General features: G+C 64.9%; 13 protein-coding genes. 7 read left to right on the plus strand and 6 right to left on the minus strand.

All coding sequences use genetic code 11. The features are described 5' to 3' along the window. Positions 1-46: 46 nt before the first annotated feature. The 3 genes from IGS58_RS02275 to IGS58_RS02285 are packed head-to-tail and all read right to left on the minus strand — an operon-like array spanning position 47 to position 5,562. Positions 47-1,843, minus strand: coding sequence for a J domain-containing protein (locus tag IGS58_RS02275; protein WP_230520576.1), 1,797 nt, complete (start codon positions 1,841-1,843; stop codon positions 47-49). A gap of 12 nt (positions 1,844-1,855) precedes the next feature. Beyond that, on the minus strand, positions 1,856-3,565 hold the full coding sequence (locus tag IGS58_RS02280) for a molecular chaperone HscC (RefSeq protein WP_329957965.1): 1,710 nt from the start codon (positions 3,563-3,565) through the stop codon (positions 1,856-1,858). Further along, positions 3,565-5,562 carry a DNA topoisomerase IV subunit B gene (locus IGS58_RS02285; RefSeq protein WP_034780309.1) on the minus strand — a complete coding sequence of 666 codons (1,998 nt, stop codon included), beginning with the start codon at positions 5,560-5,562 and terminating at the stop codon, positions 3,565-3,567. The genes IGS58_RS02280 and IGS58_RS02285 overlap by 1 nt, the downstream gene beginning before the upstream one ends. A gap of 462 nt (positions 5,563-6,024) precedes the next feature. Between IGS58_RS02285 and kdpF the strand changes: the two genes are divergently transcribed. The 7 genes from kdpF to IGS58_RS02320 all read left to right on the plus strand — a co-directional run bounded on the left by kdpF (position 6,025) and on the right by IGS58_RS02320 (position 15,087). After that, positions 6,025-6,114, plus strand: coding sequence for a K(+)-transporting ATPase subunit F (kdpF, locus tag IGS58_RS02290; protein WP_034746483.1), 90 nt, complete (start codon positions 6,025-6,027; stop codon positions 6,112-6,114). Continuing rightward, entirely contained in the window at positions 6,114-7,919 is a 1,806-nt protein-coding gene (gene kdpA / locus IGS58_RS02295; protein WP_230520577.1) for a potassium-transporting ATPase subunit KdpA, read from the plus strand. Before kdpF ends, kdpA begins: the two co-directional genes overlap by 1 nt. A 9-nt stretch (positions 7,920-7,928) precedes the next feature. Next, entirely contained in the window at positions 7,929-10,007 is a 2,079-nt protein-coding gene (kdpB, locus tag IGS58_RS02300) for a potassium-transporting ATPase subunit KdpB (protein ID WP_230520578.1), read from the plus strand. A gap of 10 nt (positions 10,008-10,017) precedes the next feature. Next, positions 10,018-10,593 (plus strand): potassium-transporting ATPase subunit KdpC, encoded by a 576-nt coding sequence (kdpC, locus tag IGS58_RS02305; RefSeq protein ID WP_230520579.1) that lies wholly within the window; start codon positions 10,018-10,020, stop codon positions 10,591-10,593. A 162-nt stretch (positions 10,594-10,755) separates the two neighbouring features. Next, positions 10,756-13,497 carry a DUF4118 domain-containing protein gene (locus tag IGS58_RS02310; protein ID WP_230520580.1) on the plus strand — a complete coding sequence of 914 codons (2,742 nt, stop codon included), beginning with the start codon at positions 10,756-10,758 and terminating at the stop codon, positions 13,495-13,497. Further along, positions 13,494-14,192 carry a two-component system response regulator KdpE gene (kdpE, locus tag IGS58_RS02315; RefSeq protein ID WP_034746496.1) on the plus strand — a complete coding sequence of 233 codons (699 nt, stop codon included), beginning with the start codon at positions 13,494-13,496 and terminating at the stop codon, positions 14,190-14,192. The genes IGS58_RS02310 and kdpE overlap by 4 nt, the downstream gene beginning before the upstream one ends. 145 nt (positions 14,193-14,337) lie before the next feature. After that, on the plus strand, positions 14,338-15,087 hold the full coding sequence (locus IGS58_RS02320; protein WP_070256138.1) for a TorF family putative porin: 750 nt from the start codon (positions 14,338-14,340) through the stop codon (positions 15,085-15,087). Between the two features lie 55 nt (positions 15,088-15,142). On the opposite strand, the gene IGS58_RS02325 is transcribed toward IGS58_RS02320, so the two are convergent. Genes IGS58_RS02325 through IGS58_RS02335 form a run of 3 tightly spaced genes read right to left on the minus strand, consistent with a single transcriptional unit; the run spans position 15,143 to position 17,005 of the window. Further along, a complete protein-coding gene (locus IGS58_RS02325) occupies positions 15,143-15,685 on the minus strand; it encodes a division plane positioning ATPase MipZ (protein ID WP_230520581.1) in 543 nt (180 codons plus the stop codon). After that, a complete protein-coding gene (gene dapA / locus IGS58_RS02330) occupies positions 15,663-16,700 on the minus strand; it encodes a 4-hydroxy-tetrahydrodipicolinate synthase (RefSeq protein WP_230520582.1) in 1,038 nt (345 codons plus the stop codon). The genes IGS58_RS02325 and dapA overlap by 23 nt, the downstream gene beginning before the upstream one ends. After that, complete coding sequence (locus IGS58_RS02335) at positions 16,697-17,005, minus strand: hypothetical protein (protein ID WP_230520583.1); 309 nt, start codon at positions 17,003-17,005, stop codon at positions 16,697-16,699. Before IGS58_RS02335 ends, dapA begins: the two co-directional genes overlap by 4 nt. Positions 17,006-17,097 lie beyond the last annotated feature (92 nt).

Here is a 17,097-nt window from a genome sequence, read left to right on the forward strand (position 1 = left end):
CGCTTGTTTCGGTGTTAAGTGGTTGCGGTTGAATTCGTGGGGCTGATTATGACAGCCCGGGTTTGGAAAAAGACTTGCCATACGTCAGATACATGTAGCGCAAGGTCAGATAGATCACGGCCAGGGCCAGCTCGACACTGTTGTGCATCATCGGCATGGCGCGGATGGCCGGGGTGTGGCCGGCCATCACGAAGCTGGCGAGCGACGGCACCAGCACCACCGGCCAGATCGTCTTCCATTTGAAATCGGTGGGCGAAAACAGCAAGCCGGCGCACGACCAGGCATACAGCGCGGCGCCGACGAGGGCGGCCGGTAGCAGTTGCAAATACAGTTGCAGCAGCAAGCCCGCGCAGCCGACCAGCCATGCCGCGCGCAGGCGGGGCAAGAGCGCCTCGGGGAAGCCGCAATCGCCATACAGGCCGGTGGCGCTGCGCAGGGCCAGCGCCGCCAGGCAGAATATCAATGGCATGGCCTCGCCGATGGCCAGCGCCGCAGGGCCTTTGCCGCTCATGAACATGGCCGCGAACAGCGACAGGCCGAGGCACAGGAGCAGCAGCATGCCATGCAGCAGTTGGCGGTTCATCGCGTACGCGAGCAGGGCCGACGCGCACAAGCCGGCCGCGGTAACGAGGCGCATGGTCTCGCTGCGTTCGGGCAGGAACAGCAGCAGCGCCAGCACGAGGTAGGGCACGATCCAGCCCAGTTGCCGCAAGCCGGGCCGCTGCCACAGCGTGGGCAGGCGTTCCTGCAGCGCTTCCTGCAGCGTGTCGAACCGCGCGAACAGGGGCGCCGGCCAGCGCAAGGCATGCATGGCCAGCAGGGCAAAGGCGAGCGCCTGGAAGCCCAGCAGGCTGGCATAGGCGGCCGTGTCGCCGAGCTTGAAGCCGGCCGCATCGAGCACGCCAGCGAGCATGAAGTGCAGCACGAAACCCAGGCCGCCCGAGGCCAGCGCCGTCTGCTTGAAGTAGCGCTTGGCATGGACGGCCTGTTCCCATTGCTCGAACAGGTCCGTATCGAGCTTGTAAGCCAGCATTTCGCCGTGCTGCCAGCGTATCGCGTGCAGCAGTTCGCGCAGCTGCAGGTTGAATTTTTGATCGAACAGCTGGCGCGCGTAGGCCGATGGCGGCTGCTGCGACATGATGCAGTCCAGGCCGGGATAGCTGTCGCGGTTGTCGCTGAAATGGGCAAACGAGCGGTCGGCCCGGTAGCGCTGCACGGCGCCGCGCACCAGGTCCGCATGGCTGCGCGCCAGGTAGGAAAAATCGTGGTCCCAGCCCAGCTGTTCGAACAGGGCCTGGCGCAGCGGCAGCGTATAGCCGGCGCTGGCGCAATAGCGCAGCGCGCACAGATCGAATTCCTCGCGCACGTCGAGATTCAGCATGGCGTCGTCCTGCAGGATGCGGGCCAGCACCTCGCCGGCATCCGCGTGCCGCGTCAGCGCCAGGCAGCCCTGCCACAGGTTGTCCGCTTCCTGCGCCGGATCGATGGCGACCACGCCCCATTGTTCTGGCGACGGCGTCTGCTCCTGGGCTATGACGCCCCACAGTTCTGCAGGCGGCTCCTGCGCGGGTTCATCGATGACGCCCCACAAGTCGGCCGGTTCCATCGGCGGTGCTTCTGGCGCTTCCGCTTCCGCCGTTGGCGGTTCCGGCAATTCCTCGGCAAACAGGTGCGGATGGCGCAGCGCGTATTCATACGCTTCGCGCAGTTCCTGGAAGGCGGCCGGATCGTCTTCGGGACGCGTCACCTTCAGACGCTTCGCATACGCGCGCTTGAGGGCGCGCTCGTCGCCGGTCGGCTCCGTGCCCAGGATTGCCCACAGGCTGCGCTGTCCGTTGTCCATGCCGCCGTCCATTTACAGGAAGCTCTCGCTCTCGACCTGGCGCAACACTTCGTCGAGCGCCTGGCGTGCCTTGCGGATGGTGTTCGGATCCTGCGTTTCCAGCGCGGCCTGGAAGTTGGCCGTGTGCGCCGCCAGGTACTGGCGCACGTCGCCCAGAGACTGTTCGTACAGCCGGTCGGCGCGCGTGACCAGGGTGCGGTTTTCCATCTGTTCGCGCGGGTGGATCTTCAGGTCGGCCAGTTCCGCAAAGCGCTGCTCGATCTGTTCCGGCGTCATCACGCCCGCGTTGTCGCTGATGATCATCTTGTGGCGTTCCTGCGTGGCCAGCACCGTTACTTCCGCTTCCAGCACGCCGCTGACGTCGTAGGTGAAGCGCACGTCGATGCCGATTTCGCCCGCCTTTTTCGCGGGTATCGGGAAGCTGATCTTGCCGAGGAAGACGTTGTCGGCCACCAGGCGCGACTCGCCCTGGAAGATGGCCACGTTGATTTCCTTCTGGTTGTCGTGGATGGTGGTGATGTTTTCCGTGCGCGAGACGGGCACCACGGAATTGCGCTCGATGATGGGCAGGTAGTGCCCGCCTTCATACTGGTTCGCGCCGACCTGGCGCGAAATGGAAATGCCCAGCGAGTACGGCGCCACGTCCGTCATGACCACTTCGTCGAGCGCCGCGTCGCGCATCTTGAGCCCCGCTTGCACGGCGGCGCCCAGCGCCACGGCTTCGTCCGGATCCAGGTGGATGGCGGGGAAGCGGCCGAACATGCGCGAGACGAGTTTGCGCACCAGCGGCATGCGCGTGGCGCCGCCGGCCAGCACTACTTCATTCAATTCCGCCGCGCGGATGGTGGCGTCGCGCAGCGCCCGTTCCACGGGCAGGCGCAGGCGGGCCAGCAGGGGCTCGCACAATTGCGCCAGTTTGTCTTCGCTGATCTCCCAGCTGTATTCCTTGTCCTGGTAGCGCGTGGCCATGCGCACGGATGGCTGGTCCGACAGCAGGCGCTTGACGCGCTCTGCCTCATCGCGCAGCAGCTGCTGCTGGCGCGGGTCGAACAGGCGGCTGCCGGCCGCATCGCGCAAACCGCTGCCTTCCGAAAAGGCGTCGACCAGCACGGTGACGAAGTCTTCGCCGCCCAGAAAATTGTCGCCGGCCGAGGCGCGCACTTCCATCACGCCTTCGAACAGCTCCAGGATCGACACGTCGAAGGTGCCGCCACCCAGGTCGAAGACGAGGAATTTGCTTTCCTGTTCCTTGTCGCGGATGCCGTAGGCCAGCGCGGCGGCCGTCGGCTCGTTCAGCAGGCGTTCCACGCGCAAACCCGCCAGCTGGCCGGCGATGCGCGTGGCCTTGCGCTGCGCATCGCTGAAATACGCGGGCACGGTGATGATGGCTTCCTCGACCTTGTGTCCCAAAAAGGCTTCGGCATCTTCCTTCAGTGCGCGCAGCACCATCGACGACAGCTCTTCCGGACGGAATTGCTGCGTGCCGAGGATGATCTTCTTTTCACTGCCCATGTAGCGCTTGAAGACGGCCGCCGTCAGCTGCGGGTGCGTCTGCAGGCGCTCGCGCGCGGCGCGGCCCACCAGCACGGTGCCGTCGTCGTCGATGCTGACGCACGACGGCGTCAGGTGTTCGCCGAGCGCATTCGGGATGATGGAAGCCTTGCCATCGCGCCAGATGGCGACCAGGCTGTTGGTGGTGCCCAAGTCGATACCGATGATCATCAGATATCCGCCTCCGCCTCATTGCCGTGTTCTTCGATCCAGGCGCGGCGTCCGGCCGCTTCGCCTTTGCCCATCAACATATTGAAGCGGGAAGCCGAGGCCATGTGGTCGACTTCACCGAGCGTGACTGGCAGCAAACGGCGCGTGTCCGGGTTCATCGTCGTTTCCCACAACTGCTCGGCGTTCATCTCGCCCAGGCCCTTGAAGCGCGAGATCGACCAGGCGCCCTGTTTCACGCCTTCCTTGCGCAGCTTGTCCTCGATGGCCAGCAGCTCGCCATCGTCGAGCGCATAGATTTTCTGCATCGGCTTCTTGCCGCGCGCCGGCGCATCCACGCGGTACAAAGGCGGGCGGGCGATGCAGATGTGTCCCTTGTTGATCAGGGCCGGGAAGTGCTTGAAGAAGAGCGTCAACAGCAGCACCTGGATGTGCGAGCCGTCCACGTCCGCGTCGGACAGGATGCAGATCTTGCCGTAGCGCAGGCCGGACAGGTCGGGCGTATCGCCCACGCTGTGCGGATCGACGCCGATGGCGACGGCAATGTCGTGGATCTCGTTATTCGCGAACAGGCGGTCGCGGTCCGTTTCCCACGAGTTCAAGACCTTGCCGCGCAGGGGCAGGATCGCCTGGAATTCCTTGTCGCGCCCCATCTTGGCCGAACCGCCCGCCGAGTCGCCCTCGACGAGGAACAGTTCATTGCGCGCGATGTCCGACGATTCGCAGTCGGTCAGCTTGCCCGGCAAGACGGCGACGCCCGAGGATTTTTTCTTTTCCACTTTTTGCAGCGAGCGCTGGCGCGACTGCGCCTGCTTGATCACGAGATCGGCCAGCTTCTTGCCGTAGTCGACGTGCTGGTTCAGCCACAGTTCCAGCGGCGGCTTGGTGAAGGTCGAGACGAGCCGCACGGCGTCGCGCGAGTTCAGGCGTTCCTTGATCTGGCCCTGGAATTGCGGGTCCAGCACCTTGGCCGACAGCACGAAGGAAGCGCGCGCGAACACGTCTTCGGGCAGCAGCTTCACGCCTTTCGGCAACAGCGAGTGCATTTCGACGAAGTTCTTCACGGCGCCGAACAGGCCGTCGCGCAAGCCCGATTCGTGCGTGCCGCCATTCGAGGTTGGGATCAGGTTGACATACGACTCGCGCACGATGGCGCCTTCTTCCGTCCACGCCACCACCCAGGCCGCGCCTTCGCCTTCGGCAAAGCCTTCAGAGTCCGGGCCCGCATACTGCGCGCCTTCGAACAGGGGAATCAGGGTTTCGCCATTCGATACCTGCGCCAGCGTTTCGGTCAGGTAGCCGCGCAAGCCTTCCGCGTACTGCCAGGTCTGCGTGTCGCCCGTCTTCGCGTTGGTGAGCGTCACGGTGACGCCCGGCAGCAGCACGGCTTTCGAGCGCAGCAGGCGTTGCAGCTCCGTTTGCGAGATGTTGGGCGAATCAAAATATTTTGCGTCGGGCCAGGCCGTGACGCGCGTGCCCGACTTCTTGCCGTCGCGCGGGGCGGGGCGGGAATTCAAGGGCTCGATCACGTCGCCATTCGCAAATACCATATGGTGCAAGCCGTTGCCGTCGCTTTCCTTGCGCCAGACGGTGATTTCCAGGCGCGTCGACAGCGCATTGGTGACGGACACGCCGACGCCGTGCAAGCCGCCCGAGAACGCATAGGCGCCGCCCGAACCCTTGTCGAACTTGCCGCCCGCGTGCAGCCGTGTAAACACGATTTCCACCGTCGGCACGCCTTCCTCCGGGTGCAGGCCGACGGGAATGCCGCGGCCATTGTCTTCGACGGTAATGCTGCCATCCGTGTTTTGCGTGACGGCGATATGCGTGCAATGACCGCCCAGCGCCTCGTCGGAGGCATTGTCGATCACTTCCTGAATGATGTGCAGCGGATTTTCAGTGCGGGTGTACATCCCCGGGCGCTGCTTGACGGGTTCCAGTCCTTTCAGGACACGGATGGATGATTCGCTGTAGTCGGATGCTGGTTTTTTAGTGGCCATACGTGTTCAAGCTAAGTAAAGACAGTGGTTGGAACGCCAGGCCAGGGCACTGCGGGCGCAATGACAGCGGCGGCGATAACTGTATGAATATACAGTATATCCCGTCCAGCGTCACTGGGGGAGGGCAGTGCGGCAGGCTTGGCGTCCTTGTGCGGACGCTCGCGCATTCTATCTTGATCGGCGGGCAATAGCGCTACTCCAAGGCAACAACAGTGCGCCGCGCGCGTGGTTTTGCGCCAATTGTGCTGGATTTTATGCGGTAAAGCCGCCGTTTTTACATCTTGTTTACAGCTGCCTCCCCAGTCTTTACGAATTTTTTAGACCCTTTTGGCTAATCTGCTCACTATCAAAACAAACCTGAATGAGGGTGGGAATGGATCTCGTGTATCTCGGCTTGATTGCCGTGTTTTTCGTCGTGGCGGCCGGCTTTGCCGTCGCCTGCGACAAATTAGGGAGCGTCAAATGAACGCGTTTTATGTGCTGGGCGCCGTCGTCTCGGCTGGCTTGCTCGTGTATTTGCTGGTGGCGCTGCTGAAGGCGGAGGAGCTGTGATGACGACGCAATCGATACTGTTATTGGTGGCTTTCCTCGCCGTGCTGCTGGCCGCCGGCTATCCGCTGGGCCTGTACATGGCCAGGGTGGCCGGCGATGGCCCCGTGCGCGGCCTGGGCTGGCTGCAAAAGCTGGAAAACCTGCTGTACCGCTGGTCCGGCCTTCCCGCCGACAAGGCCATGGGCTGGAAAAGCTATGCCATCGCCCTGATCGTCTTCAATACCGTGGGCGCCGTCTTCGTCTACGGCCTGCAGCGCCTGCAGGGCTTCCTGCCCTTGAATCCCCAGGGACTGGGCGCCGTCAGCCCCGATTCCTCGTTCAATACCACCGTCAGCTTCGTCGCCAATACCAACTGGCAGGGTTATGGCGGCGAACAGACCATGAGCTACCTGACGCAGATGCTGGGCATGGCCTGCCAGAACTTCTTTTCGGCGGCCACCGGCATCGCCGTGATCTTCGCGCTGGTACGCGGCTTCGCCTCGCGCTCGGGCAAGTCGATCGGCAATTTCTGGGTCGACCTGGTGCGCTCGACCCTGTACATCCTGCTGCCGTTGTCCCTGGCCCTGTCCGTCGTCTTCATGGGCGAAGGCATGATCCAGAATTTTTCCGCCTACAAGGAAGTGACCCTGCTCGACCACGTGGCGTATGAAACGCCGAAAGTGACGGCCGACGGCCAGCCCGTGCTGGATGCGGCCGGCAAGCCCGTGATGGAAGCGCAACTGGCGACGACGCAGACGATCGCCATGGGCCCTGTCGCGTCGCAGGAGTCGATCAAGCTGCTGGGCACGAATGGCGGCGGCTTCTTCAACGCCAATTCCTCGCATCCGTATGAAAACCCCACCGTGCTGTCGAACTTCCTGCAGATGCTGGCCATCTTCATCATCCCCGCCGGCCTGTGCTTCACGTTCGGCCGCATGGTGGGCGACATGCGCCAGGGCTGGGCCGTGCTGGCCGCCATGACCCTGATTTTTGTCGTCATGACGGCTGGCGTGATGAGCGCCGAGCAGCAGGCCAATCCCGCCCTGCAAGCCCTGGGCGTGGACCAGCAGGCCAGCAGCCTGCAATCGGGCGGCAATATGGAAGGCAAGGAAACGCGCTTCGGCATCAGCTCCTCGACCCTGTTCGCGGCGGTGACGACGGCGGCATCGTGCGGCGCCGTCAATTCCATGCACGATTCCTACATGCCCCTGGGCGGCATGGTGCCGCTGTTGCTGATGCAGTTTGGCGAAGTGATTTTCGGCGGCGTGGGCACGGGCCTGTACGGCATGCTGATGTTCGCCATCCTGGCCGTCTTCATCGCCGGCCTGATGATAGGCCGCACGCCGGAATACCTGGGCAAGAAAATCCAGGCGTATGAAATGAAGATGGTGTCGCTGGCCATCCTGATTACACCGGCCCTCGTATTGACGGGCACGGCGATCGCCGTGATGGTCGAACCGGGCAAGATCGGCGTGGCCAATCCGGGCGCACACGGTTTCTCCGAAATCCTGTACGCCTTCACGTCGGCGGCCAACAACAACGGCAGCGCGTTTGCCGGCCTGTCCGCCAACACGCCGTTCTACAACGTGATGCTGGCGATTGCCATGTGGTTCGGCCGCTTCGGCGTGATCGTGCCCGTGCTGGCGGTGGCCGGTTCGCTGGCGGCCAAGCAGCGCCTGTCGGCCAATGCCGGCACCATGCCCACGCACGGCCCCATGTTCATCGACCTGCTGATCGGCGTTGTCGTGCTCGTCGGCGTTTTGAATTACGTTCCCGCGCTGGCTCTGGGCCCGATCGTCGAACACCTGCAACTTTTCATCAAATAAGAGGCTACCATGTCACGCACAAGCCTGACCTTGTTCGATTCCGCACTGATCGGCCCCGCCGTCGTCGATGCGTTCAAAAAACTCGACCCCCGCACGCAGTGGCGCAGCCCCGTGATGTTCGTCGTCTACGTAGGCAGCATCATCACGACGCTGCTGGCCATCCAGGCGCTGAACGGCCAGGGCGAAGCGCCATTCGGCTTCATCGTCGCCGTCGCCGTGTGGCTGTGGTTTACCGTGCTGTTCGCGAACTTCGCTGAAGCGCTGGCCGAAGGCCGCAGCAAGGCGCAAGCCGCGTCCTTGCGCGCCCTGAAGCAGACGGTGATGGCAAAGAAAATGCAGACGCCGAAATACGGCACTTCCTGGCTGCCCACGCCGGCCACCGACCTGCGCAAGGGCATGACGGTGCTGGTGGAGGCGGGCGACGTCATTCCTGCAGACGGCGAAGTGACGGCCGGCGTGGCCTCCGTCGACGAGAGCGCCATCACGGGCGAATCGGCGCCCGTCATCCGCGAATCGGGCGGTGACTTTTCCGCCGTGACGGGCGGCACCCGCGTGCTGTCGGACTGGCTGCTGGTGCGCGTCTCCGTCAACCCGGGCGAAGCCTTCATCGACCGCATGATCGCCATGGTCGAAGGCGCCAAGCGCCAGAAGACGCCAAATGAAATCGCCCTGACGATCCTGCTCGTCGCCCTGTCGATCGTGTTCCTGATCGTCACCGTGACCCTGCTGCCGTATTCGCTGTTTTCCGTGGCGGCGGCCGGCAGTGGCGCGCCGGTGACCATCACCGTGCTGATCGCGCTGCTCGTGTGCCTGATTCCGACCACCATCGGCGGCCTGTTGTCCGCCATCGGCGTGGCCGGCATGAGCCGCATGATGCAGGCCAATGTGATCGCCACGTCGGGCCGCGCCGTGGAAGCGGCCGGCGACGTGGACGTGCTGCTGCTCGACAAAACGGGCACCATTACCTTGGGCAACCGCCAGGCGTCCAGCTTCGTGCCGGCGCCCGGCGTGACGGAGCAGCAGCTGGCCGATGCGGCGCAACTGGCCTCCCTGGCCGATGAAACGCCGGAAGGGCGCAGCATCGTCGTGCTGGCCAAGCAGAAGTTCAATATCCGCGAACGCGAGATGGCCAGCCTGCACGCCACCTTCGTGCCCTTCACGGCGCAGACGCGCATGAGCGGCGTGGATATCGCGGGCGAACAGCAGGTACGCCAGCTGCGCAAGGGCGCGGCCGACTCCATGAAGAAGTACGTGGAAGCGCTGGGCCAGCCGTATCCGGCCGAGGTGGGGCGCGCCGTCGACGACATCGCCCGCCGCGGCAGCACGCCGCTGGTGGTGGTTGACGATGGCCGCGTCATGGGCGCCGTGGAGCTGAAGGATATCGTCAAGGGCGGCATCAAGGAGCGCTTCGCGGAATTGCGCCGCATGGGCATCAAGACTGTCATGATCACGGGCGACAACAAGCTGACGGCAGCGGCGATTGCCGCCGAAGCGGGCGTGGACGATTTCCTCGCCGAAGCGACGCCGGAAGACAAGCTGAAACTCATTCGCAGCTACCAGGCCGAAGGCCGCCTGGTGGCGATGACGGGCGACGGCACCAACGATGCGCCGGCGCTGGCCCAGGCCGACGTGGCCGTGGCCATGAACTCGGGCACGCAGGCGGCAAAAGAAGCGGGCAATATGGTGGACCTGGATTCGAATCCCACCAAGCTGCTGGAAATCGTTGAAATCGGCAAGCAGATGCTGATGACGCGCGGTTCGCTGACGACGTTCTCGATTTCGAACGACATCGCCAAGTACTTCGCCATCATCCCGGCCGCCTTCGTGGGCACCTATCCGCAGCTAAAAGCGCTGGACATCATGCACCTGGCCAGTCCCGCCTCGGCCATCATGTCGGCCGTGATCTTCAATGCATTGATCATCGTCGTGCTGATTCCGCTGGCGCTGAAAGGCGTGCAATACCGGGCCATTGGCGCGGCCAGCCTGTTGCGCCGCAACCTGCTGATCTACGGCCTGGGCGGCATCGTCCTGCCCTTCATCGGCATCAAGCTGATCGACATGCTGCTGTCCGCACTCAATTTAGTCTAAAGGAACCGTCATGAACACTATCGTACGTCCCGCCCTGGTCCTGTTTGCCGCGCTGACCGTGATCTGCGGCGTCGTCTATCCGTTTGCCACGGCCGGCATCGGGCAACTGGCTTTCAACGATGAAGTCAACGGCAGCATCGTCGAGCGGGCTGGCCGCCCTGTCGGCTCGACCCTGATCGGCCAGTCCTTCACCTCGCCCAAGTATTTCTGGGGCCGCCCATCGGCCACCGCGCCGATGGCGAACAACGGTGCCGGTTCGGGCGGTTCGAACCAGGGGCCGACCAATCCGGCCCTGGTGGACGCCGTCAAGGCGCGCATCGCCGCCCTGCAGGCTGCCGATCCGGGCAACCGCAACCCGATCCCTGTCGACCTGGTGACGGCGTCGAGCAGCGGCCTGGATCCGGAAATCAGTCTGGCGGGAGCCCTGTACCAGGCGCCGCGCGTGGCCCGCGTGCGCGCCGTGCCGCTGGCGCAGGTGGAAAACGCCATCGCCAAGGTGCAGAAAACCGCGTATATCGGCTTTTTCGGCGAGCCGCGCGTGAATGTGCTGGAACTGAATCTGGCGCTGGATGCCATGGCAAAGTAAGCTGGCAACGGTGCGTAGGTCGGCAAACGTTGGCGTAGGTCGGCGTAGGTCGGCTTAGCGCAGCGTAAGCCGACATCACCACCGGCCAGGCCAACGATGTTGTCGGATTACGCGCTAGCGCGCTAATCCGACCTACAATGCCCAGGAAGATTAAAATACAACATGCTCCCCAACGACAGCCAACGCCCCGACCCTGATGCCCTGCTGGCGCAAGTGCAGGCGCAGGAAAAGAAAGCCGCGCGCGGCCGGTTGCGCATCTATTTTGGCGCCTCGGCCGGCGTCGGCAAGACCTATGCGATGCTGGCGGCCGCACGCAAATTGCTGGCCGATGGCCAGGACTTGCTGGTGGGCGTGGTGGAGACGCATGGGCGTCAGGATACGGCGGCCCAGCTTGACGGCTTGCCCGTGCTGCCCCTGAAGGCCATCGAGTACCGGGGCAAGACCCTGTTCGAGTTCGACCTGGACGAAGCGCTGCGGCGCGCGCCGGCGCTGATACTGATGGATGAACTGGCCCATTCGAACGTGGCCGGTTCGCGCCATCCGAAGCGCTGGCAGGATGTCGAGGAATTGCTGGCGGCCGGCATCGACGTGCTGTCGACCGTGAATGTGCAGCACCTGGAAAGCCTGAACGACGTGGTGGGCGGGATCACGGGCGTGCGCGTGGCGGAGACCTTGCCCGACACGGTGTTCGACCGCGCCGATGAAGTGGTGCTGGTCGATATCCCGGCCGATGAACTGCTGCGCCGCCTGAAGCAGGGCAAGGTGTATCAGCCGCTGCAAGCCGAGCGGGCATCGCAGCATTTTTTCCGCAAGGGTAACCTGATCGCCTTGCGCGAACTGGCATTGCGCCGCACGGCGGACCGGGTGCAGGACGACGTGCAGGCTTACCGCGTCGAGAAATCCATCAATCCCGTGTGGAAGACGGGCGCCGCGCTGCTGGCCTGCGTGGGACCGCACGCGGGCGGCGAGCACGTGATCCGCAGCACGGCGCGCCTGGCCAGCCAGCTGAATGCGGAATGGCATGCGCTGTACGTGGAAACACCGCGTTTGCAGCGCCTGCCGGCGGTCCAGCGCGAGCGCATCCTGAAAACCCTTAAACTGGCGCAGGACCTGGGCGCGCGCACGGCCATTGTGCCGTCCGCCGACATCGCCGGCGCCGTGGTCGAGTATGCGCGCAACGCGAATATCTCGAAAGTCATCGTGGGCCGTGGCCGCGCCGGCACGCTGACGCGCCTGTGGCACGCGCCGCCAGCCGCGCGCATGGCCAGCCTGGCGCCCGATATCGATTTGATCGAGGTGGGCTTGCCGCCTGCCGATGCGGCGCCCCGGCGCGCGGCCGGCGAAGATGCGGAGGCGCCGCGCCGGCCATCGCGCCATTGGCGCTACATATTGGCCGCCGGCGCCAGCCTGGCCACGGCGCTCGCCTCCGTCCCCCTGCAGCCCTATCTTGACCTGGCCAATATCGCCATGCTGTCCTTGCTGACGGTGGTGCTGGTGGCCGTGCGCCTGGGGCGCGGGCCGGCGGCATTGGCCAGCCTGGTGGGCGTGGCCTGCTTCGATTTCGTCTTCGTGCCGCCGCGCTTCTCGTTTGCCGTGGGCGATTTCCAGTATGTGATCACCTTTGGCGTGATGCTGGCCGTGGGCCTGATCACGGGCCACCTGACGGCGGGCCTGCGCTTCCAGGCGCGCGTGGCCTCGCACCGCGAAGCGCGCGCCCGCGCCCTGTATGAATTCTCGCGCGAGCTGTCCGGCGTGCTGCAGACGGAGCAGATTTTCGACATTACGAAAAGCGCCATCGAACGGGCTTTCCGCGCGCGCGCCACCCTGCTGCTGCCCGATGACGAGGGCGGCTTGCAGGCCCCGAACGGCGGCGAGGCGCTCGATATCGGCATTGCGCAGTGGGCCTTCGACCATGCACAGGCGGCAGGGACGGGGACCGATACCTTGCCGGCTTCGCCCGTTTTCTACCTGCCGCTGATCGCGCCGATGCGCACGCGGGGCGTGCTGGCGCTGCTGCCGCTCGATGGCGCGCAGCGCGGGCGCTGGCTGCTGGTGCCGGAACAGCGCCAGCACCTCGATACCTTTGCCGCGCTGGCGGCCATCGCCCTCGAACGCGTGCACTATATCGACGTGGCCCAGGGCGCGCTGCTGCAGATGGAGTCCGAGCGGCTGCGCAATTCGCTGCTGGCGGCCCTGTCGCACGACTTGCGCACGCCATTGACGTCGCTGGTTGGCCTGGCCGAATCACTGGCCCTGTCGCGGCCCGCCTTGTCGCCCGCGCAGCTGGACATGGCGCGCTCGCTGCAGTCCGAAACCGTGCGCATGAGCGCCCTGGTGGCGAACTTGCTGGACATGGCGCGCATCGAGAGCGGACAGGTGCGCCTGAACCTGCAATGGCAGGCGCTGGAAGAAGTGGTGGGCAGCGCGCTGCGCGCCAGCGGCCCGCAATTGCAGCAGCATGCCGTGCAGACGCAGCTGGCGCCGGACTTGCCGCTGGTGCGCTACGATGCCGTGCTGGTCGAGCGCGTGCTGTGCAACCTGCTGGAAAACGCGGCCAAGTACACGCCGCCGGGCAGCACCATCACGGTCGCGGCCGGGGTGCACGGCCAGTTCCTGCAGGTGGCGGTGTCTGATGATGGCCCGGGTTTGCCGCCGGGCCGAGAAGAAGCCATCTTTGAAAAATTCACGCGCGGCGAGCGCGAATCGAACAAGCCGGGCGTCGGGCTGGGGCTGGCCATTTGCCGCGCCATCGTCGAAGCCCACGGCGGCACCATCCACGCGCAGCCGCACGCGCCGGGACAGGGCGCCGCCATCGTCTTCAGCCTGCCGCTGGGCACGCCCCCGGCGCCGCCGGAGACCGAGCTCGATGACGCCAACGACCATGAAACAGGAAAACCAACATGAACGAACCTTCCGCCACCGCCTTGCTGGTCGAGGATGAACCGCAAATCCGCCGCTTCGTGCGCGCCGCGCTGGAAGACGAGGGCTGGCAGATTTTCGAATCCGCCACCATGCAGCGGGGCCTGATCGATGCCGGCACGCGCCGGCCCGACCTGATCGTGCTGGACCTGGGGCTGCCCGACGGCGACGGCATCGATTTCATCGCCGACATCCGCAAATGGTCGGCCGTGCCCATCATCGTGCTGTCGGCGCGAGTCGACGAGCAGGACAAGATCCGCGCGCTGGACGCGGGTGCCGACGATTATCTGACCAAGCCGTTCGGCGTGGGCGAACTGCTGGCCCGCGTGCGCGCCACCTTGCGCCGTCAGCGCCAGCCCGCCGCCAGCGACGATGGCGTGGTGCAGTTCGGCGACGTGCGGGTCGATCTGAAGGACCGGCTGGTGACGCGCAACAAGCAGCTGGTGCACATGACGCCGACGGAATTCCGTTTGCTGTCGGTACTCGTGAAGAACGCGGGCCGGGTGGTCACCAATCCGCAGCTGCTGCGCGAAGTGTGGGGGCCGTCGAACAGCGAAAACGGCCATTACCTGCGCATCTACATGGGGCATCTGCGCCAGAAGCTGGAAGCCGATCCGGCCCAGCCGCAGTACCTGTTGACGGAAACGGCCGTCGGCTACCGGCTGCTGCTGCCGCTCTAATACCTGTCAATCCCCTGTTGGAAAACAGGCGCCGCGTGCGCCAGGGGGACGCTTTACTTTAAATTTTTGCAGCGAATTTTTGCAGCGGCGGGCCAGCTGCGCCATGTTGGCAAAGGCCCATACCACCAATGAAGAAGAAAAAACCATGAATAAAATGTTACTTGCACTTGCCGTCGCCACAGCCTTTACGGGCAGCCTGGCCCACGCGGAAGAGGCCAAGCCCGATAATGAAGTCAGCTTCAACGTGGCCGGCGTGTCCGACTACCGTTATCGCGGCATTTCGCAGACGCGTTTGAAACCCGCGCTGCAGGGCGGCGCCGACTATGTCAACAACCCGACGGGCCTGTACGCGGGCGCCTGGGCCTCCACCATCAAGTGGACCAAGGACGCGGGCGGCAGCGGCGACGTGGAAGTGGACCTGTATGCGGGCAAGCGCGGCCAGTTGAGCAGCGACGTTGGCTATGACGTGGGTGTGCTGGCGTACGTGTATGCGGACAACGGCTTGAAGCATATCGCCGGCCTGGCCGACGCGGACACGCAGGAAGTCTACGGCCAGCTGTCGTATGGTCCCGCCTACGTCAAATATTCGCACGCCGTCTCGAACCTGTTCGGCATCGTCAACAGCAAGAACAGCGGCTACCTGGACATCGGCGCGACCATCGACCTGACGAACGGCTGGACCGGCAACCTGCATGCGGGCCATCAGAAGGTCAAAAACAACGACGCGGCTAGCTATACGGACTGGAAAGTGGGCGTCACGCGCGACTTCGGCGTGGTGACGGGCGCGCTGGCCGTGATCGGCACGAACGCGGGCAAGTCCGCCTATGCTTCGCCCGTGAATGGCAAATTCATGGGCAAGACGGCGCTGCAGCTGACCGTCAGCAAGACGTTTTAATTGACAGGGAGGAGAGGCGGCGCATGCGCCGCCTTTTTTTACGTGATGCGCCAGGCTAGGCCGGCAGGTTGAAAACGGCGCAGTACAGCTGTCCCAGGCTGACTACGCGGGCGGCGGGAATCTGCGTGGCCAGGGCGTGGGCGGGTGCCGCTTGCGTGTCCGTTGCCAGCAGGACGCGCAGGCCCGGATTGACGCTGCGCGCGTGCGCGATGCGCAGCGCCAAACCTGATTGCGCGGCGGCGTTGACGACACCGTCGAGCGGCACCACCAGCACGCGCGCGGCGATCAGGGCCGAACGGCTGCCCATGGAGTCGCGGCCTTCGCTGTCGATGACGATGTCGTGGTAGCAGTGCACCAGGTGTTCCAGCTCCGGTTGCAAGCCCTTGGCGCTGATGGCGCGCGCCATCAGGCGCGGCCGCGTCAGGCTGCCGTGCATGGCGCCGTCGTGCATGTTCCTGGCTTGCGCCATGGCGCCCTGGCGCGGATCGGCATCGAGCAGCAATACCTTGCGTCCGGCCAGCGCGCGCGAGGCGGCCAGCCGCCCGGCCAGGATGGATTTCTCCATCCCCCCGCGTTCATCCGTGATGGCGATGATCATCTTGGCGTACGGCTGGCATGATGTTGGCAGGGGAGACCAGCTGCAGCAGACAGCCTTCGCGCGGCTCTTCCCTGTCGCTGGCCGTCCATGCCGGCAGCTGCATCAATGGATCGAGTGCCGCGGCCAGGGCGGCCTGGCCGGCGGAAGACATGGGCGTCATCGGCAGGCGCAATGCGTCGCGCACCTTGCCCTGCATGGCCAGCGCCGCCTTGACGGGAGCGGGATTCGGTTCGGCAAACAGCAGGCGGATGACGGGCAACATGGTCTTGAACAGCGCGCCGGCGGCGCCGTGGCGGCCCTGTTTGACGAGGTGGTACAGCTGCGCATACAGGTCGGGGCGGACCTGAGCGGTGGCCGACATGGCGCCGTGGCTGCCCATGGACAGGCTGGCCAGCAGCAGCGCATCGTCGCCGCACAAGACGTCCAGGCGCGTGTCGAGCAGCAGTTCGCCCAGCTGCTGCAGCTTGCCGCCCGCTTCCTTGATGGCGACGAAGTGCGAGTCGCGCGCCAGCAGGGCCGCCGTCTGCGGTTCGATGTTGACGCCTGTGCGGGCCGGCACGTTGTACAGCACGATGGACTGGTCGGTGGCGGCGGCGATGGCCTGGAAATGGCGCACGATGCCATCCTGCGAAGGGCGCACATAGGCGGGTGCGGAGATGAGCAGGCCGGCCAGCGGATGGTCGTTGTAGCGCTGCACCGTGGCGACGACACCGCGCGTATCGCTGCCGCCGATCCCCATCACGACGGGGAAGCGGGGGCCGACGGCTTCGAGCACGCTGTCGAGCAGCATGGTCTGTTCTGCGGCGCTCAGCATGGCCGCTTCACCCGTGGTGCCGCACACCACCAGGCCGTCGATGCCGCTGGCGGCCAGATCGCACGCGAGTTGCTGGGCCGCGTCGAAGTCGATGTCGCCATCGCCATCACGGAATGGCGTGACCATCGGCACCCAGATGCCCTGGAAGTGCGCGGTGATGCGCATTGAAGACATCGCGTGGTCGCAGGCATACTGGTTCATAGCGATTTCCCCTGGCTGATACGGCCAAATTCCGCCGCCGGCAGCAGGCGCATGACGGCATCCATGGTCAGGCGCAAGGCCGGTTCCGTCACGCACAGCCAGACTTTCATGCGCTCGGCATGGTCGACCGCCTCGACGCGCATGAATGACAGCATGCCGCCGCAGGTCTGGACGACCAGCTGGCGCAGCTCGGCCAGGCAGGCTTTGTCGACCGTGATATGCATGAGGAAGGTGGGCAGGCGGGGATGGCGGTGGGGCAGTGCTTGATGCGCTTGATGCGTTTGCAGGCGTGAATGGGGTTCCATGGTGGCTTTGCAGCGGTGGTTGAGGTACGTTCAAGATTAGCAGCGGGGGCGTAAAGATTCTCTAAAAAGCGGGGCCGCCAGCGTAAACGGGC

This window comes from Janthinobacterium sp. EB271-G4-7A (genome assembly GCF_020858075.1).
GTDB classification, from domain to species: domain Bacteria; phylum Pseudomonadota; class Gammaproteobacteria; order Burkholderiales; family Burkholderiaceae_D; genus Janthinobacterium; species Janthinobacterium lividum.